At 58.0% G+C, this 18,079-nt stretch carries 11 protein-coding genes and 6 pseudogenes; 10 read left to right on the top strand and 7 right to left on the bottom strand.

What is annotated here, in order from left to right:
* Positions 1–128 precede the first annotated feature (128 nt).
* Together prlC and rsmJ are read left to right on the top strand one after the other, a co-directional pair.
* The gene (gene prlC / locus AC6I8M_RS02930; protein ID WP_010617182.1) at positions 129–2,171 is read left to right on the top strand and encodes an oligopeptidase A; all 2,043 of its coding nucleotides are present in this window, start codon (positions 129–131) and stop codon (positions 2,169–2,171) included.
* Between the two features lie 8 nt (positions 2,172–2,179).
* The gene (rsmJ, locus tag AC6I8M_RS02925) at positions 2,180–2,929 is read left to right on the top strand and encodes a 16S rRNA (guanine(1516)-N(2))-methyltransferase RsmJ (RefSeq protein WP_498013662.1); all 750 of its coding nucleotides are present in this window, start codon (positions 2,180–2,182) and stop codon (positions 2,927–2,929) included.
* A 219-nt stretch (positions 2,930–3,148) separates the two neighbouring features.
* Here rsmJ and AC6I8M_RS02920 read toward each other — a convergent pair.
* A pseudogene (locus tag AC6I8M_RS02920) lies at positions 3,149–3,820 on the bottom strand (MFS transporter); the annotation flags it as partial.
* Positions 3,821–3,870: 50 nt separating this feature from the next.
* On the opposite strand from AC6I8M_RS02920, the pseudogene AC6I8M_RS02915 reads away from it, so the two are divergent.
* Positions 3,871–4,567: pseudogene (locus AC6I8M_RS02915) on the top strand (IS5 family transposase).
* A 36-nt stretch (positions 4,568–4,603) separates the two neighbouring features.
* Positions 4,604–4,849, top strand: coding sequence for a hypothetical protein (locus AC6I8M_RS02910; protein WP_022549096.1), 246 nt, complete (start codon positions 4,604–4,606; stop codon positions 4,847–4,849).
* Positions 4,850–4,962: 113 nt separating this feature from the next.
* On the opposite strand, the pseudogene exbD reads toward AC6I8M_RS02910, so the two are convergent.
* A pseudogene (gene exbD / locus AC6I8M_RS02905) lies at positions 4,963–5,385 on the bottom strand (TonB system transport protein ExbD).
* A 5-nt stretch (positions 5,386–5,390) separates the two neighbouring features.
* A pseudogene (gene exbB / locus AC6I8M_RS02900) lies at positions 5,391–6,124 on the bottom strand (tol-pal system-associated acyl-CoA thioesterase).
* Positions 6,125–6,426: 302 nt separating this feature from the next.
* On the opposite strand from exbB, the gene metC reads away from it, so the two are divergent.
* A complete protein-coding gene (gene metC / locus AC6I8M_RS02895; RefSeq protein WP_010618467.1) occupies positions 6,427–7,617 on the top strand; it encodes a cystathionine beta-lyase in 1,191 nt (396 codons plus the stop codon).
* A gap of 105 nt (positions 7,618–7,722) precedes the next feature.
* Positions 7,723–8,381, top strand: a pseudogene (locus AC6I8M_RS02890) (DedA family protein).
* A 21-nt stretch (positions 8,382–8,402) separates the two neighbouring features.
* Here AC6I8M_RS02890 and AC6I8M_RS02885 read toward each other — a convergent pair.
* Positions 8,403–9,319 (bottom strand): annotated as a pseudogene (locus tag AC6I8M_RS02885) (AraC family transcriptional regulator).
* 205 nt (positions 9,320–9,524) lie between these two features.
* Between AC6I8M_RS02885 and dkgA the strand changes: the two are divergent.
* Entirely contained in the window at positions 9,525–10,352 is an 828-nt protein-coding gene (dkgA, locus tag AC6I8M_RS02880) for a 2,5-didehydrogluconate reductase DkgA (RefSeq protein ID WP_010618469.1), read from the top strand.
* A gap of 175 nt (positions 10,353–10,527) precedes the next feature.
* Here the strand turns inward: dkgA and ftsP are convergent, their stop codons facing one another.
* The 3 genes from ftsP to parC all read right to left on the bottom strand — a co-directional run bounded on the left by ftsP (position 10,528) and on the right by parC (position 15,276).
* Positions 10,528–11,955, bottom strand: a complete 1,428-nt coding sequence (gene ftsP, locus AC6I8M_RS02875; RefSeq protein ID WP_041387320.1) for a cell division protein FtsP — start codon at positions 11,953–11,955, stop codon at positions 10,528–10,530.
* A gap of 271 nt (positions 11,956–12,226) precedes the next feature.
* Positions 12,227–12,964 (bottom strand): 1-acylglycerol-3-phosphate O-acyltransferase, encoded by a 738-nt coding sequence (locus AC6I8M_RS02870; RefSeq protein WP_498013661.1) that lies wholly within the window; start codon positions 12,962–12,964, stop codon positions 12,227–12,229.
* Positions 12,965–13,002: 38 nt separating this feature from the next.
* Positions 13,003–15,276 (bottom strand): DNA topoisomerase IV subunit A, encoded by a 2,274-nt coding sequence (parC, locus tag AC6I8M_RS02865; protein WP_010618472.1) that lies wholly within the window; start codon positions 15,274–15,276, stop codon positions 13,003–13,005.
* Between the two features lie 408 nt (positions 15,277–15,684).
* Here parC and AC6I8M_RS02860 point away from each other — a divergent pair, with 408 nt between their 5' ends.
* Genes AC6I8M_RS02860 through AC6I8M_RS02850 form a run of 3 tightly spaced genes read left to right on the top strand, consistent with a single transcriptional unit; the run spans position 15,685 to position 18,070 of the window.
* Positions 15,685–17,244: a PRD domain-containing protein gene (locus AC6I8M_RS02860; protein ID WP_041387322.1), complete on the top strand. Its 1,560-nt coding sequence runs from the start codon at positions 15,685–15,687 to the stop codon at positions 17,242–17,244.
* Positions 17,245–17,261: 17 nt separating this feature from the next.
* Entirely contained in the window at positions 17,262–17,732 is a 471-nt protein-coding gene (locus AC6I8M_RS02855) for a PTS sugar transporter subunit IIA (RefSeq protein WP_010618474.1), read from the top strand.
* Between the two features lie 23 nt (positions 17,733–17,755).
* Positions 17,756–18,070, top strand: a complete 315-nt coding sequence (locus AC6I8M_RS02850) for a PTS fructose transporter subunit IIB (protein WP_010618475.1) — start codon at positions 17,756–17,758, stop codon at positions 18,068–18,070.
* The last annotated feature ends 9 nt before the right edge of the window (positions 18,071–18,079 follow it).

Here is an 18,079-nt window from a genome sequence, read left to right as displayed (position 1 = left end):
GATTCATCGCGCGTTTTTCTGTCTGCCCTTGCGGGTGGCATTGATTTTCCCCTCGTCTGACCGCATGTTAGTAAAATTGCGCCGCGCCCCTGCGCGCGGCCCCACTCCATGATGAAAGGACTGCGCTTATGACCAATCCGTTACTCACGCCTTTTACGCTACCGCCTTTTTCCGCCATCAAACCTGAGCATGTGGTTCCCGCTGTAACTGAAGCGCTGAACGACTGTCGTGCGGCGGTGGAGCGCGTAGTGGCGCAGGGCGCGCCTTACACTTGGGAAAATTTAGTCCAGCCGCTGGCGGAAGTGGACGATCGCCTGGGCCGTATCTTCTCGCCGGTCAGCCACCTCAACTCGGTAAAAAACAGCCCGGAACTGCGCGAAGCCTACGAGCAGACGCTGCCGCTGCTGTCCGAATACAGCACCTGGGTGGGCCAGCACGAAGGCCTGTATCAGGCGTATCGCAACCTGCGTGAGGGCGAGAGCTACGCACAGCTGGATATCGCGCAGAAGAAAGCGGTGGATAACAGCCTGCGCGACTTTGAGCTGTCCGGTATCGGCCTCGATAAACAGAAACAGAAACGCTATGGCGAGATCGCCGCGCGCCTATCCGAGCTGGGATCGGCTTACAGCAACAACGTGCTGGACGCCACCATGGGCTGGAGCAAACTGATCACCGACAAAGCCGAACTGGCGGGCATGCCGGAGAGCGCACTGGCCGCGGCCAAAGCGCAGGCGGAAGCCAAACAGCAGGAAGGCTGGCTGCTGACGCTGGATATCCCCAGCTATCTGCCGGTGATGACCTACTGCGACAACGCCGCGCTGCGTGAAGAGATGTATCGCGCCTATTCCACCCGTGCCTCCGATCAGGGCCCGAACGCCGGTAAATGGGACAATGGCCCAATCATGGCGGAAGAGCTGGCGCTGCGCCACGAGCTGGCCGAGCTGCTGGATTTTGACTCGTTCGCCGACAAATCGCTGGCGACCAAAATGGCGGAAAGCCCGTCTCAGGTGATCGACTTCCTGAACGATCTCGCCAAACGCGCGCGTCCGCAGAGTGAAAAAGAGCTGGCGCAGCTGCGTGCCTTCGCCAAAAAAGAGTTTGGCGTGGATGACATGAATCCGTGGGATCTCACCTATTACGGCGAGAAGCAGAAACAGCATCTGTATACCATCAGCGACGAACAGCTGCGTCCGTACTTCCCGGAATCACGCGCGGTGAACGGCCTGTTTGAAGTGGTGAAGCGTATTTATGGCATCACCGCCAAAGAACGTAGCGACGTGGATGTTTACCACCCGAACGTGCGTTTCTTCGACCTGTTCGACGAGAGCGGCGAACTGCGTGGCAGCTTCTACCTCGACCTTTACGCGCGCGAGCACAAGCGCGGCGGCGCGTGGATGGATGACTGCGTCGGACAGATGCGTAAAGCCGACGGCAGCCTGCAGAAGCCGGTGGCGTACCTGACCTGTAACTTCAACCGTCCGGTACAGGGCAAACCGGCGCTGTTCACTCACGATGAAGTGACCACGCTATTCCACGAGTTCGGCCACGGCCTGCACCATATGCTGACGCGTATCGAAGCACCGGGCGTATCCGGCATCAACGGCGTGCCGTGGGATGCGGTCGAGCTGCCAAGCCAGTTTATGGAAAACTGGTGCTGGGAGCCGGAAGCGCTGGCGTTCATCTCCGGCCATTACGAAACCGGTGAGCCGCTGCCGAAAGCGCTGCTGGATAAAATGCTGGCGGCGAAGAACTATCAGGCGGCGCTGTTCATTCTGCGTCAGCTGGAGTTCGGCCTGTTCGATTTTCGTCTGCACACCGAGTTTGATCCGGCGCAGGGCGCGCAAATCCTCGAAACCCTGCGTGAAGTGAAAAAGCAGGTTGCCGTGGTGCCGAGTCCGGAGTGGGGCCGCTTCCCGCACGCCTTCAGCCACGTGTTTGCCGGTGGCTACGCGGCGGGTTACTACAGCTATCTGTGGGCCGACGTGCTGGCTGCCGATGCGTATTCGCGCTTCGAAGAAGAGGGCATCTTCAACCGTCAGACCGGTCAGTCGTTCCTCGACAACATCCTGACGCGCGGCGGTTCTGAAGAGCCGATGGAGCTGTTCAAACGCTTCCGCGGCCGTGAACCGCAGCTGGATGCGATGCTGGAACACTACGGAATTCAGGGATAAACCTGCTTGTGAAGATCGGTTTAGTGGATGAAACAGGCGCCGGAGACGGCGCCTTATTACATTTGGCGCAGCGCTGGGGGCTGGAGCAGGACGACAGCGCCACGCTGGCGCTGGTGCTGACATCGCAGCATCTTGAGCTGCGTAAAGTGGACGAGCCAAAGCTCGGCGGCATCTTTGTCGATTTCGTTTCCGGCGCGATGGCGCACCGGCGCAAATTTGGCGGCGGACGCGGCGAAGCGGTGGCGAAAGCGGTGGGCATCAAAGGGGATTACCTGCCCGACGTGGTGGACGCGACGGCGGGGCTGGGGCGTGATGCCTTTGTGCTGGCCGCGCTGGGCTGTCGCGTGCGCATGCTGGAGCGCCATCCGGTGGTCGCGGCGCTGCTGGAAGATGGTTTGCGGCGTGGCTATGAAGATGCGGAGATCGGCGGCTGGCTGCGCGAGCGCCTGACGCTGCTGCATGTGGTCAGTCAGCAGGCGCTGAGTGATATCACGCCGGCACCGGACGTGATGTATCTCGATCCGATGTATCCACACCGGCAGAAAAGCGCGCTGGTGAAGAAAGAGATGCGGGTGTTTCAGTCGCTGGTGGGGCCGGACGAGGATGCTGATGCGCTGCTCGAACCGGCGCGCCGTCTGGCGAAGAAGCGCATCGTGGTGAAGCGCCCGGATTACGCACCGCCGCTGGCCGGCGTCGCCACCCAATCGGCGGTAGTGACCAAAAGCCACCGTTTCGATATTTATCCGCCGTTGGTTTAGGCGGTGCGGCAATAAAACAGGTCGGCATCAATGCCGACCCTACAATGAACATTAACACTGCAGGGTCGCCATTCATGGCGACCGAATCGCACTGTATTCCTGCAGGTTCGCCATAAATGGCGACCGAATCACGCCGTATCCTGTAGATACCGTCTTGCCGGTTACCTGGCAAGACATATTTCGGCATCGAACGGACGACCCGACTTCAGCACACCATAAGCCAGCTGCAGCCGTTTCTTCAGCAAACTCCGTGACAAACAGTGCCGGTAATGTCGCTGGCATGGTGCCGCTAAAGCAGGTATGTAATAAGCCCAGCACGGCCAGACCGGCAAATACCCATAGCATGTTGCCAGAACCAATCAGCATGAACACCGGGATCGCCAGCACTAATAATCCCAGTGCGCCGAAACCAATCACTGGTTTACGGCCGATGCGGTCAGTAAAATGGCCCCACATTAAGGTCAGCGGCATCATGATAAACATCACCACCATCACCAGCAGCAGACCGGATATTTCGCTCAGCCCCAGAATGCCGGTTAAATAACTTGGCATGTAGGCGGTCAGCATATAATTAGACACGTTAAACAGCAGCACCAGACCAATACACTTCAATAGCGGCTTGCTCTGCGTGCGCAGCATTTGCCACAGGGTGAGCTGCGGCTTGTTATGTTAGGCCTCTTCACGCTTATCCATGTGCTCTTTAAACGCGGGTGTCTCTTCCAGCTTCAGGCGGATATACAGGCCAAACAGACCCAGCGGCGCGGCCAGGAAGAACGGAATGCGCCAGCCCCAGTCCATCATCGCCTGATGCGGCAGCAGCGCAATCATGCCGGTCACCAGGCTGGCACCCAGCAGATAGCCGGCCAGCGAACCAAACTCTAGGCTGTGTCCCTTAATCACCTGAGATATAGTAACTACCTGTTTCCACAACACACTGAACTATGGCTCGCTACGACCTTCCCGATGAAGCATGGACTATCATCCAGCCCTTATTACCTGCTGAACCAGCAACACCACGGGCCGGACGTCCATGGGCTGAACATCGTATGATCATCAACGGCATGTTCTGGGTGCTGTGTTCAGGCGCACCATGGCGCTATTTGCCTGAGCGATATGGCCCATGGAAGACCGTTTATAACCGTTTTAATCGATGGTCTAAATCGGGAGTGATTAACATTATTTTCAACAGGTTACTTTCTTCTCTTGATGCTCATGGTCTCGCTGACTGGTCCGCAACTGCGCTGGATGGCAGCAATATCCGGGCACTCAGGTGCGCCGCCGGGGCGCAAAAAAACATTCCGATATCGCCGGAGATAATGGGCTGGGTCGCTCTCGCGGTGGTTTTGGCACCAAAATCCATCTGGCGACAGACGGAAGCGGTCTGCCGTTAAATATCGTACTGAGTCCCGGTCAGGCTCACGAAAGCCAGTTTGCACAACGTCTTCTGGACGGTATTGGTGTTCAGCGCCGGAACGGCAGCATGAAGCGTCGTGGCCATGCAGTGCTGGCTGACAAAGCCCACTCCGGACAAAAGAATACCGCCGCATTGCCACACGTTATGACAAAACGGCGAGGAATTATCTGGCGATGGTGAAACTGGGATGCATCCGGCTGTTTTACAAAAGGTTATGTAATTAAGGGACACAGCCTAAATACATTCTCAAAGATTTCTCCATGGAAGATATTCTTTCCAAAGGCCAGAAAGATCTCTTCATCGATGACGGCAAAACCCAGCTGATGGTCAACGGCAATCAGGGCGATACCGTGCGCCTCGAAGATATCCTGCCTGAAGGCAGCGAGCAGAAAGGCTGGACCGAACAAACTGGCACAGTCACCATCGCTGGCAACCAGTATCACGTGTTCAGCCACGGCGACGCGGAACTGCTGGTGCAGGACGGCGTAACGGTGAATCTGGTTTAACCGCAGTTTGGCACCGCATCGTGTCATGGCGGCCTGCTCAGGCCGCCACAATAAAAAAGGTCGTCATAAATGACGACCCTGCAGATAAGGTGGCTGGATTTACGTCGGCGAAATTATTTCTTCACCGTCGCCATGCCCATCAAACCAATCTTCAGATAACCCGCTTCACGCAGCTGATCTATCACCGACATCAGCGTTTCATAATCTACCGATTTGTCCGCCTGGAAGAAGATGGTGGTCTCTTTGTTGCCTTCAGTTTACGCGGTGAGCGCGTTCACCAGCGTCTCTTTGGTCACCGCATCGTTACCGATGTAGATCTGTTTATCCGCTTTGATCGACAGATAAACCGGCTTCTCCGGACGCGGCTGCGGCGCGCTAGTGGAGGCAGGCAGATTGACGCGCACATCCACCGTGGCGAGCGGCGCGGCGACCATGAAGATGATCAGCAGCACCAGCATGACGTCGATAAACGGCGTCACGTTGATTTCGTGCATTTCGCCATCGCCGACCGCATCATCGTTTAAACGCATCGCCATAATACTTATCCTACGTGCAGTTTCTGGGCCGCCGCCGGACGGTTAACTTCTTTTGCGGTATCGACGTTGCCGAGGTCCAGATCGCGGCTCTGCAGCAGCAGTACCTGCGCCGCCACGTCGCCCAGCGAGGCTTTGTAGCTGGCAATCATGCGGGCGAAGACGTTATAGATCACCACCGCCGGAATTGCCGCCACCAGGCCAATCGCCGTCGCCAGCAGCGCTTCCGCGATGCCCGGTGCAACCACCGCGAGGTTGGTAGTCTGGGTTTTAGCGATACCGATAAAGCTGTTCATGATGCCCCACACGGTGCCGAACAGACCGATAAACGGAGCGACGGAACCGATGGTGGCGAGGAAGCCGTTACCGCGGCCGGCGTGACGGCTGAAGCCCGCGACGCGGCGCTCAAGGCGGAAGCTGGTGCGCTCTTTGGTGCCGTCGAGGTCTTCGCTGCCGGCGGAGAGTTCCAGTTCGTTACGCGTGTCGGCGAGCAGCACGGCGCTGTGGCTGTTGGCTTTGAAGTTTTCGGCAGCGCGATAGGCGTCATTGAGTGAGCGCGCTTCGCCCAGCGCCAGCTGTTCACGCTTCAGGCGACGTTTCGCCCCGCCCCGCTCAGCTCCGCGTATTTGCCAAAGAAAATCGCCCAAGTGACGACCGAGGCCAGCAACAGGCCGATCATCACAATTTTTACCACGATATCGGCATGCTGATACATGCCCCAAACGGAGAGGTCCTTTTGCATCAAGTCACTGGCTACCACGCTGCGTCTCCGACTTCTGTTGCACCGTTCACGATTGAAGCGCGGATGATAGCAAAAAAACTGACCGAAGTGATAGTGGTTCTCATTACTATTTACAATAGCTGTAACCCGCTGAGTTGATACGGCGCAATTTATTGCGCTTTTCCGCCGCGTGATAAAAGCCACAACCAGCCCCTTTTCGCAATTGTGCTGGCGTCACTCTGATATTCGGCAAACGGGCTCAACCCCGCGCCGCGATTCGTGGTAAGTTGGATGCTTTGTGAGACGTGTCAGGAAAGGCTGTGATGGCAACGAAAAAAATTGATACCCGGCTTGTCACCGCGGGACGCAGCAAACGTTACACTCAGGGCTCAGTTAACAGCGTCATTCAGCGCGCATCCTCACTGGTTTTTGACTCCGTCGCGGACAAACAACGCGCCACCGCCGGACGCGCCAGCGGTGAACTGTTTTATGGCCGGCGCGGCACCCTCACCCATTTTTCCTTCCAGGATGCGATGACCGAACTGGAAGGCGGCGCCGGCTGCGTGCTCTATCCGTGCGGTGCGGCCGCGGTCGCCAATGCCATCCTCGCGTTTGTCACCAGCGGCGATCACATTCTGGTCAGCGGCGCTGTGTACGAACCCACCCAGGATTTCTGCACCAAAATTCTCGCGAAGCTTAACGTCACCACCACCTGGTTCGATCACTGCATCGGCAGTGAAATCGGCGAACTGGTGCAGCCGAACACCCGAGTGGTGTTCCTCGAATCACCGGCTTCCATCACCATGGAAGTGCAGGATATTCCGGCGATTGTCGCGGCGGTGCGCGCCAAAGCGCCAGACGCGGTGATCATGATTGATAATACCTGGGCGGCGGGCGTGCTGTTTAACGCGCTGGAGCATGGCATCGACATTTCGATCCAGGCCGGCACCAAATACATCATCGGCCACAGCGATGCGATGATCGGCACTGCGGTGGCCAACGAACGCTGCTGGGCGCAGCTGCGCGAAAACTCCTACCTGATGGGCCAGATGGTGGATGCGGACACCGCCTACATGGCCAGCCGCGGCCTGCGCACGCTGGCTACGCGTCTGCGTCAGCACGAAGAGAGCGGCCTGCGCGTGGCCGAATGGCTGGCAGCGCAGCCGGAAGTAGCGCGCGTTAACCATCCGGCGCTGGCGCAGTGCAAAGGCCACGAGTTCTGGCGGCGCGACTTCAGCGGCAGCAGCGGGCTGTTCTCGTTCATCCTGCGAGAAAAACTCACCCCGGCGCAGCTGGCAAATTATCTCGATCGCTTCCACCATTTCAGTATGGCCTACTCGTGGGGCGGCTTTGAATCGCTGATTCTGGCGAACCAGCCGGAAGAACTGGCGGCGATTCGTCCGGCGGGCAGCGTGGATTTTGACGGCACGCTGGTGCGTCTGCATATCGGTCTCGAGCACGTCGACGATCTGCTGGATGACCTGAAAGCCGGTTTTGCCCGTCTGAATGCGTAAAAAGATAAACCAAACTTAAACCATCCGGTGCGGCGTAGCGGAGATCAACGATTACGCCGTCCCGGACGGTTAAAATACAAGCCTTGTGACTCGATGGGATAGCTGATGGGTGTTTTACATGAGATTGTCTAGGCCTGTGGCATCAGGATTTTACCGCGCTGGCCAATCCGGATGTAGTGTGGATTGTCTACGGCGTGATGTTTCTGACGCTGTTCCTGGAAAACGGTTTGCTGCCTGCCTCGTTCCTGCCCGGCGACAGCCTGCTGCTGCTGGCAGGTGCGATGATCGCCAAAGGCGTGATGGATTTTGTGCCGACCATGGTGATTCTGACCACCGCCGCCAGCCTTGGCTGCTGGCTGAGCTATCTGCAGGGGCGCTGGTTTGGTAATACTAAAATCGTCAAAAGCTGGCTGATGCATTTGCCAGCGCAGTACCATCAGCGCGCCTGGCACCTGTTCAACCGCCACGGTCTGATGGCACTGCTGGTTGGCCGCTTTCTGGCCTTTGTGCGTACGCTGCTGCCCACCATGGCGGGTATTTCGGGTTTGCAGAACGGGCGTTTTCAGTTCTTCAACTGGCTGAGCGGCGCGCTGTGGGGCGGGATTGTGGTGGCGATGGGCTACGGCATCAGCCAGGTGCCGTTTATCAAGCGCCACGAAGATCAGGTAATGGCGATCCTGATGGTGCTGCCTATTGTCCTGCTGTTTCTCGGCCTCGGCGGCAGCATTGTGGTGATCTGGAAAAAGCGTCGCCAGAAAGCCTGACCTCTGCAAAGCGCCGCCGCTTCAGGCGGCGTCAAACGGCAGCAGCGCTCCCGTCTGGCGCGCGTGGCTCGCCTCTTCTCCCGGCGTCACGCCAAAGTACCGTTTAAACTCCCGCGAAAACTGTGACGGGCTTTCATAGCCAACGCGCACGGCGGCGGCGCTGGCCTTCAGCCCATCCTGCAGCATCATTAACCGCGCCTGATGCAGCCGGTAACGCTTGAGATACTGCAGCGGCGACGTCTGGGTCACCGACTTAAAGTTATGGTGAAACGCCGAGACGCTCATGTTGACCTCCGCCGCCAGCATTTCCACGCTCAGGCTTTCGGCAAAGTGGTTCTCGATGCGACGCGCGCCCGGGCCACCTGGCTGAACTGCGTCTGGCGATTGACCAGCGACAGCAGCGCACCGCCAATCGGCCCGGTCAGTACGTAATAGATGATTTCACGCACCAGCTGCGGGCCAAGCACGCGGGCGTCACGCGGTTTATCCATCACATCCAGCAACCGTTCCGCGGCGCACAGCATCTCCTCGCTGAGAAACGCAGAGTGAATGCCGGAGGTTTGCGGCTGCGGCTGAAACTGCTCGTCATCGCCGATGCTTAACAGCAGATCCTGCAAACTGGCCGGATCCACGGTGAGACTCATACCGGCCAGCGGCTGCTGCGGCGTGGCGTCGGTTTCGCACTCCACCGGCAGCGTGACGGTGAGCATCAGGTATTTGGTGGCGTCGTAGCGAAATACCGTGCTGCCGAGGTAGCCGGTTTTGTGTCCCTGAAACAGGATCACGATGCCCGCCGGATACAACATCGGCGTGCGCGGCAGCGGTTCCTCAGCGTAGATCAACCGTACGTTTTCCACCGCACACAGCGGCTTTTGTGGCTCGCGCATCAGCGTGATCACGCGCTGCGCCAGCTGGCGGCAAAGGGCATCGTTCGGCATGGCACTCTCTCGGGCAGCAAAAAACGCAGTGTGCCGTATTGCTGCATAAAGCTCCAGATGGCTGGAGGATCAGGCAAGATTTTTGCAGGATTGCACCGGGCAAAAGTGCCGTTCGGTTGCCACAATGATCCTCAGGTCAGGTTTGTTGACTAGACTTAAGCACATCGTTTCTACGGTAAGTCACTGCAACCGATAAGGAGTCACTATGGCAGAGCAACCCCGGATTAAACTGCACGACGGCAACATGATGCCGCAACTCGGTCTTGGCGTCTGGCAGGCCAGCATTGATGAAGCGCGCAACGCGGTGCTGGAAGCGCTGAAGGTCGGCTATCGCTCCATCGATACCGCCGCCGCGTATAAAAATGAAGAGGCGATTGGCCAGGCGCTGCAGGAAACCGACGTGGCGCGCGATGAGATCTTTATCACCACCAAACTGTGGAATGATGACCAGCAGAACGTTGAACAGGCGATGGAGAACAGCCTGAAGAAGCTGCAGCTGGAGCAGGTGGATCTCTATCTGATGCACTGGCCGTGCCCGCAGAAAGACCATTACGTCTATGCGTGGAAGAAAATGGTGGAATTGCAACAGCAGGGCTTGGCGAAAAGCATTGGCGTGTGCAACTTCCATGAAGCGCACCTCAAGCGGCTGATTGATGAAACCGGCGTGTCGCCGGTGGTGAATCAGATTGAACTGCATCCGATGCTGCAGCAGCGCACGCTGCATGCGTGGAATGCGCTGCATCAGATTCAGACCGAGTCGTGGAGCCCGCTGGCACAGGGCGGCGAAGGCGTGTTTGATCAGGAGATCATTCGCGAGCTGGCGAAGAAGTACAGCAAGACGCCGGCGCAGATTGTGATTCGCTGGCATCTGGACAGCGGCCTAGTGGTAATTCCGAAGTCGGTGACGCCGGCGCGCATTCAGGAGAACTTCCAAGTGTTTGATTTCCGTCTGGATAAGTCAGAAGTGAGCGAGATCGCGAAGCTGGATAAAGGCAAGCGGCTGGGACCGGATCCGGAAACGTTTAATGGGTGAAGGGGTGACGTGGGTGAAGGGTGCGGTTTGCCCCCTCACCCCGGCCCTCTCCCGCACGCGGGAGAGGGGGTTGTCCGGGCGAGTCTGAAGCGGTGTGCCAGTGTGTAATACTGCTCAAAACGATTCCCTCTCCCGCGTGCGGGAGAGGGTTAGGGTGAGGGAACAGAAACGCATCTCACCCGACCGGATTGACCACCATCTGCCCTACCGTGCCGCGATCGGCGAGTTCCAGCGTCTGGCTGTAATAGACAAACGGGAAATGCTCTGACGAACTCTGCGGGAAACTCACCAGCAGTTCGACATCGCCATCCACCCAGACCGTATCTTTCCAGCCGCGATCTTCTCCCATCGACTGCGCGCCGTTGACGCTCTTAATCAGGAACATCACGCCCTGAATATGCAGCGACTGCGGACGGTCGGCGTGAATGATCCAGCGCTCAAAGGTGCCCTGCTGCACCGTAGTATCGATGCGATTCATGTCCCACAGCACACCGTTAATGCCCGGCGTGCCGTCGCCGAGGCGGAATTCGCGCGTGCGCACCGCCACGCCATCCAGAATCTGATCCGCCAGCAGGTGCATCGGCAGGTTGTCGGTCACCAGCGGCAGCAGGCCGGTCGGGCGCAGCGTCAGCACCAGCGTATTGGTCAGAATCGATGAAGGCTCAAACAGCCCGCGCAGACGATCCATAATGCCTGCCGCCGTGCCTGCGGTGATCGACACTTCATCGCCCTGCGACATATCCACCAGCACTTCGCGGCGTTCACCCGGCGCGAGCGACAGCGTTTGCACCGCTACCGGCGCGGGCAGGAAGCCCTGATCGCTGGCGATCACCGTAAACGGTCGGTTATCGCTAAAGCTGAGATCGAAACGGCGCGCATTGGCCGCATTCAGCAGGCGCAAACGTACCCAGCCGCGCGACACTTCGACATACGTGTTTTGCACGCCGTTAACCAGCAGCGTATCGCCGAGGAACCCGCCGTCCGACGGTGGGTTATAAACCGGCGTGGCAAAGTTATCGAGGCGCTTGTCCTGAATAATCAGCGGGAAATCATCGACGCCGTAATGCTTCGGTAGCGACAGCGCTTTGCTGATGTCATCTTCGATCAGCCACATGCCCGCTAGGCCGTTATAGACGTGCGGTGCCATGCGATTCGGCGTGTTGGCGTGATACCACAGCGTGGCCGCGCCCTGACGAATCGGCAGCACCGGTGCCCAGTCTACGCCGGCGGACATCATGCGCGGCGCACCGCCCATCAGCGCGCCCGGCACCTGCAAACCGCTGACGGTCATCGCCACCGGTTCATTGAGGCGGTTGCTGTAGATCAGTTTGACATCATCGCCGCTGTAAACGCGCACCGTCGGGCCAAGGTACAGGCCGTTAATGCCCCATACCGGCACTTTGTTGCTATTACCGTTGAAGGACCAGTGGCTGCGCTGCAGCGTAAGGAACAGCGGCTGACCGCGGCGTGATTCGATCAGCGGCGGCACCGGCAAAGGCACATCGCCCAATGGCGCGGCGGCGCGGGCGGCGTAAGGCATAACGCTGGAAGCCAGCGCCATACCGGCAGAAAGCTGAATAAACTGACGTCTGCTGCAAGACATAAAACTTCAGACCTTTTGAGCGTGGCGTGAAGACGCCGTCTCCATGTTGTTGTTTTTATTCGTGTTGTGAAGCGCCCGACAGGCGCGGCTGTGTGTCCGGGTAAGGCCAGTGCGCATCCGGGACCCGGTGCGCATGAATGCGCACCCGACAAACGGCGGGACCCGCAGCACATCAATGCGTACCCGAAAAACGGCGAGACCCGGCGCGCATTAACGCGCACCCGACAGATCGAGCCATGGCGCGCGCTGCGGGTGAGCCATTTTTTGCCGGCTAGATTTTACCGTTTTTTTCGCGTTCGGCGACTTCAGCGTTCAACTCTTCCAGCTTAGCAGACATTAATTCACGGCAATGGGTCGCCAGTTTACGTACCGACGTGGTTTCAAACTGCGTGGTATCCACTGGTGGCAGCATTTCCACGATCACTAAGCCATTGTTCCAGCGATTCAGTTTGATTTTGCCGTGGGTGTTAGAGACCACCACCGGGATGATCGGCACGCCCGCCGCCACCGCCGCATGGAACGCGCCGGTCTTGAACGGCAGCAGACCGCGTCCGCGGCTGCGCGTCCCTTCCGGGAACATCCAGAAGGAAATCTTCTTCTTTTTAAACTGCGCCACCAGCTCGCCGATAGTGCCGTGCGCTTTAGCGCAGTTATCGCGGTCGATCAGCAGGTTACCGGTCAGCCAGTAGAGCTGACCAAAGAACGGGATCCACAGCAGGCTTTTCTTGCCCACCGTGACCGTGGTCGGCTGCACGATATTGGCGGCGGTGATCATGTCGTAGTTGTTCTGATGGTTAGCGATGTAAATCGCGTTACCGTAGCTTTCGGCATCCGCCGGTTTACGCAGTTCGACTTTGACGCCAAACACCGTCGAAAGACGACCAAACATGTGACCAAAGGTCGCCACGTGGCGCGGATTACGCGGTGAAAACAAACACCAGATGCTGCCAAACACACAAACCAGAATCGAATAAATCACAACGATCAACGTGCGTAAAATTAGTAACATAGCTTCCTCAAATGTGGCAGTCCTTCGCCTTTTCAGTCTTACTCTTCGCTATTCGCGTCACTTTTTGGCCGCGCTGGCGCATTCACTTCCACGCTATCGATACGCTGCAGTCCGCGCGATACGCTACCGCGACGGCCGCGCTCAGCACGCACTTTCTGAAGATCTTCATCACGCATGATCAGCTTACGCTTGCCGACATAGATAGTGATGGAACTGCCCGGCGGCAGAATCAGCAGCCACTGCAGCTTGTCCACGCCAGCGGCGGCGTCCGCGGACGGAATCGAGATGATCTTGTTGCCCTTACCTTTCGACATCTGCGGCAGATCGGCCACCGGGAACATCAGCATACGCCCCGCTTGGGTGATGGCCAGCAGCATGTCGTCGCCAGAGTGCACCGCCAGCGGCGCCATCACTTCGGCGTTTTCCGGCAGCGTCAGCAGCGCTTTACCGGCGCGGTTGCGCGACACCAGATCGGCAAAGGTACAGATGAAACCGTAGCCGGCGTCGGAGGCCATCAGCAGCTTCTGATCGTCCGCTTCCATCAGCACCTGCTCAATCACCGCGCCCGGTGGTGGCGTCAGCTTGCCGGTGAGCGGCTCGCCCTGCCCGCGCGCCGACGGCAGCGAGGTCGGATCCAGCGTATAGCTGCGGCCGGTGGAGTCGATAAACGCCACCGGCTGGTTGCTCTTGCCGCGCGCGGCGGCACGGTAGCTGTCGCCGGCTTTGTAGCTTAATCCTGCCGGATCGATATCGTGACCTTTGGCGCTGCGCACCCAGCCCATCTGCGACAGCACAATGGTGACCGGCTCAGCGCTCACCAGTTCGTTCTCGCTCAGCGCTTTCGCTTCTTCACGTTCGTGCAGCGGCGAGCGGCGATCGTCGTCGTAGGTCTGGCTATCCGCCAGCAGTTCTTTCTTCAGCAGGTTACTCATTTTGCGATCAGAGGCGAGGATCGCCTGCAGCTGATCGCGCTCTTTCTCCAGCTCGGCCTGTTCACCGCGAATCTTCATCTCTTCCAGTTTGGCGAGATGGCGCAGTTTCAGTTCCAGAATCGCTTCGGCCTGGGTTTCGCTGATGTCAAAGCGCGACATCAGGACCGGCTTCGGCTCATCCTCGCTGCGGATGATGTGAATCACCTCATCAATATTGAGGAACGCCACCAGCAAACCTTCGAGGATATGCAGACGACGCAGCACGCGTTCCAGGCTATGATTGAGACGGCGTGTCACGGTATCGCGGCGATACACCAGCCATTCCGAAAGAATCTCCAGCAGGTTTTTCACCGCCGGACGGTTATCCAGCCCGATCATGTTGAGGTTAACGCGGTAGCTCTTCTGCAGATCGGTAGTGGCAAACAGGTGGTTCATTACCTGATCGAGATCCACACGGTTGGAGTGCGGCACAATCACCAGCCGCGTCGGGTTTTCGTGATCCGATTCATCGCGCAGATCCTCCACCATCGGCAGCTTTTTATTGCGCATCTGGCTGGCGATCTGCTCCAGCACGCGCGCGCCCGACACCTGGTGCGGCAGCGCGGTGATCACCACTTCGCCGTCCTCTTTTTTCCATACCGCACGCTGGCGGATCGAACCGCGACCGTTCTGGTAGATCTTGCGGATCTCGTCGCGCGGCGTGATGATCTCGGCTTCGGTCGGGAAGTCCGGCCCCTGCACGATCTCCAGCAGCTCATCCAGCGTGGTGTTGGGCTTGTCGATCAGGCGCACGGCAGCTTCGGCCACTTCGCGCAGGTTGTGCGGCGGAATGTCGGTCGCCATACCCACGGCGATGCCGGTGGTGCCGTTGAGCAGGATGTTCGGCAGGCGCGCCGGCAGCATTTTCGGCTCCTGCAGCGTGCCGTCGAAGTTCGGGATGTAATCCACCGTGCCCTGCCCCAGCTCGCTGAGCAGCACTTCGGCATATTTCGACAGGCGCGATTCGGTATAACGCATCGCTGCAAAGGATTTCGGATCGTCCGGCGCACCCCAGTTGCCCTGACCATCCACCAGCGGATAACGGTAGGAGAACGGCTGCGCCATCAGCACCATGGCTTCGTAGCAGGCGCTGTCGCCGTGCGGATGGTATTTACCCAGCACGTCACCCACGGTACGCGCCGATTTCTTGAATTTTGCGCTGGCGTTAAGCCCCAGCTCGGACATGGCATAAACAATGCGGCGCTGCACCGGCTTGAGACCGTCACCGATGTACGGCAGCGCACGGTCCATGATCACGTACATGGAGTAGTTCAGGTACGCGTTTTCAGTAAACTTGTGCAGGGCAAGACGCTCTGCGCCATCCTGTATCATTTCACTCATTAAGCTGGCATCCTCACTTCGTGGCCCGCAACGGCGGGTCATCCGGCGGTCATTTGGCGAGGATAGTACCTTATTCGTGGGATTTAGTCACAGGGAAGCCGTTGAGGACAGAAAGAATCTCCCGGCCTTAAATAACGTGACGCCGGTTGGAAAAATAAAAAGGATTGGGAGCATCATCACACTTATTTAGCGCTTTATTGTGTGAGCAAACTCGCATTTAATTTCCTTTCACCGCGGTGTATTAATGCTGTCCGCCTGACGGGACAACATTTAGTATTGTTGCTGCCGCCATCCTTTCCTAAATTTATACTCCATAAGACACACCTTTTTCGCGACGGCTTGCTGGCAATGAAATAAATGCCACAAGGAAAAATCCCATTAGGTTTTACCAAAATAAAGGGTGACCGAATGCAAATACTGACTTCGCGACAACACCGGTTAGTGAAATTGCTGTTGCAACAGGCGGCGCCGCAGCCGATTGGTCAGCTGGCGTTACAGCTCGGTGTCTCCGGAAAGACCATTCAGCGCGACCTGCAATGGCTGGAGAGCTGGCTCAGCAACTGGGCGCTGACGCTGGAGAAAACCCCTGGCCGCGGCGTGCGGCTGCGGGTTGAGGATATGCAGCAGCGTTTGCAGCTGGAGCAGCAGCTGAACGGCGACGAGGCCGGCGACGCGCTCAGTCATAACAGCCGGCGGATAAAAATCGCCTCCCAGCTACTGAGCGATGCGCCGCGTGCCACGTCAATCAGCAAGCTGTCCGAGCGCTACTTTATCAGCCACGCCTCGATTGTGAACGAACTGAAAGTGATTGAAGAGTGGCTGCAGCCGCTGGGGTTAACGCTGCAGCGCGGCCCGGGCGGCACGCACATAGAGGGCCATGAGCAGGCGCTGCGTCAGGCGATGGTGTCGCTGATCAACGATGTGATGCAGCAACAGGTCGCCGGTACGCCGCTGCTGCCGCGGCTTGATCCCGGCAGTCAGCAGGCGCTGGTGCACTATTTTGGCGAAGAGGATGTGGCCTTTGTGCAGGCGCTGCTGCAACAGATGGAGCAGCAGCTGAGTTATCCGCTGGGCGATGCTTGGTATCTCAATCTGTGCACGCACATCCTGATCATGATGCACCGCATGGCGCAGGGCAACGCGCTGGCGCTGGACATTCTCACCACCGCGCACGATCTGGATCAATCGATTCTCACCATTGCCCGGCAGATGGTGGTGCGCATTGAGCAGCTCATCGGCTGTGCCTTGCCGGCCGATGAAGTCGGTTTTATTTATCAATATATTGTCTCCTCCGGCATTGTGGTGGAAGAGCGTGGCGATCAGGTGACGCTGCATAATCAATTTTCCACTGCCGAGTCGGTTAAAATAACCTGCGAATTAATTGATCGTTTCTCGGCGTTTATTCAGCAGGACTTATCTCAGGACCGTTTATTATTTGACGGTTTACTGGTGCATATAAAGCCATTATTAAACCGGCTTAAATATCACATTCATATTCGCAATCCGCTGCTGGATGATATTAAACAGGAAATAAAAGAGATATTTCCTCTGACCCAGCAGGCAATGCAACTGACCGCGCGCACTTTCGCCCTATCGCTGGTGGCTGAGGATGAGATTGGTTATCTGTGCGTTCATTTCCAGGCGGCACTGGAGCGGCAGATCGCCCACAAACGCATCCTGGTGGTGTGCTCCAGCGGCGTGGGCACCTCACACCTGCTAAAGAGCCGCATATTACGCGCCTTTCCGGACTGGGAAATTGCCGGCGTGGTGTCAGCCAGCAATCAGGCGGCGTTTTGTCAGCACCACGCGGTGGATTTGGTGATCACCACCATCCACCTCGACGCCGGTGCCATTCCGGCCGTGTATGTCAGCGCCTTTTTTAATGATGACGATATCCGGCGGGTCACTGACGCCATGATTGGCAGCCAGCTGCCCAACGGCACGCCCTGCGCGTTGGCCGCACACTGATTGAATGAGGAGCAACCATGGACATTTCCCGCATTCTGACGCCGCGCCGCGTTAACCTGGCGCTCAGCGCCACCAGTAAAGAAGAGGCGATCAACGAACTCACCGATCTGCTGGTGAGCGACGGCGCCATCAGCGATCGCGCCGCGTTTATTGCCGATGTCTGGCTGCGTGAAGCGGAAGGCTCGACCGGCTTCGAAAACCATATCGCGATTCCGCACGGCAAATCGTCGGCGGTCAAACAAACCACGCTCGCCATCGGCCGCACCCAGCAGGATATTCCGTGGGAAACGCTGGATGGCAGCCAGGTGCGCTGCATCATCCTGTTCGCCGTGCGGCTGGAAGATCAGAACACCACCCATATTCGCCTGTTGTCGCAAGTGGCCAGCGCGCTGGCCGATGATGAGGTGATAGCCCGACTGCTGGCGGAGAATGACCCCGGCAATATCATCCGGCTGTTTAGTCAGTACGCCGAAACCGACCTCTGTTAACACCCAACACCTTGAGGTGCCACATGAATATCGTCTGTGTAGCGGCCTGCACCGCAGGCATCGCGCATACCTACATTGCGCGTGAAAAACTGATTAAGGGGGCTCACGCGCTGGGCCATATCATCCACGTTGAAACCCAGGGCACCATCGGCACTGAAACGCCGCTGACGCGCGAGCAGATCGACGCCGCTGACGTGGTGATCCTCGCGGTTGACGTCAAGATCAACGGCGAAGAGCGCTTTCAGGGCAAACCTATCGTGCGAGTGAAAACCGAAGTGGTGATCAAGTCACCGGTGAAATTCCTCGAAAAAGTGGCGGATTCACTGGCGCGCGCCTGAGGAGATCGA

Source organism: Type-A symbiont of Plautia stali, from assembly GCF_059731155.1.
Note: the sequence above shows the minus strand (reverse complement) of the source record. Positions and strands in the feature narration are given on the sequence as shown.

What these genes read in the sequence shown, in the direction of transcription:
- prlC (WP_010617182.1), top strand. Translation starts at nt 129, where the DNA reads ATGACCAATCCGTTACTCACGCCTTTTACGCTACCGCCTTTTTCCGCC.
- AC6I8M_RS02910 (WP_022549096.1), top strand. Translation starts at nt 4,604, where the DNA reads ATGGAAGATATTCTTTCCAAAGGCCAGAAAGATCTCTTCATCGATGAC.
- metC (WP_010618467.1), top strand. Translation starts at nt 6,427, where the DNA reads ATGGCAACGAAAAAAATTGATACCCGGCTTGTCACCGCGGGACGCAGC.
- dkgA (WP_010618469.1), top strand. Translation starts at nt 9,525, where the DNA reads ATGGCAGAGCAACCCCGGATTAAACTGCACGACGGCAACATGATGCCG.
- ftsP (WP_041387320.1), bottom strand. Translation starts at nt 11,955, where the DNA reads ATGTCTTGCAGCAGACGTCAGTTTATTCAGCTTTCTGCCGGTATGGCG.
- AC6I8M_RS02870 (WP_498013661.1), bottom strand. Translation starts at nt 12,964, where the DNA reads ATGTTACTAATTTTACGCACGTTGATCGTTGTGATTTATTCGATTCTG.
- parC (WP_010618472.1), bottom strand. Translation starts at nt 15,276, where the DNA reads ATGAGTGAAATGATACAGGATGGCGCAGAGCGTCTTGCCCTGCACAAG.
- AC6I8M_RS02860 (WP_041387322.1), top strand. Translation starts at nt 15,685, where the DNA reads ATGCAAATACTGACTTCGCGACAACACCGGTTAGTGAAATTGCTGTTG.
- AC6I8M_RS02855 (WP_010618474.1), top strand. Translation starts at nt 17,262, where the DNA reads ATGGACATTTCCCGCATTCTGACGCCGCGCCGCGTTAACCTGGCGCTC.
- AC6I8M_RS02850 (WP_010618475.1), top strand. Translation starts at nt 17,756, where the DNA reads ATGAATATCGTCTGTGTAGCGGCCTGCACCGCAGGCATCGCGCATACC.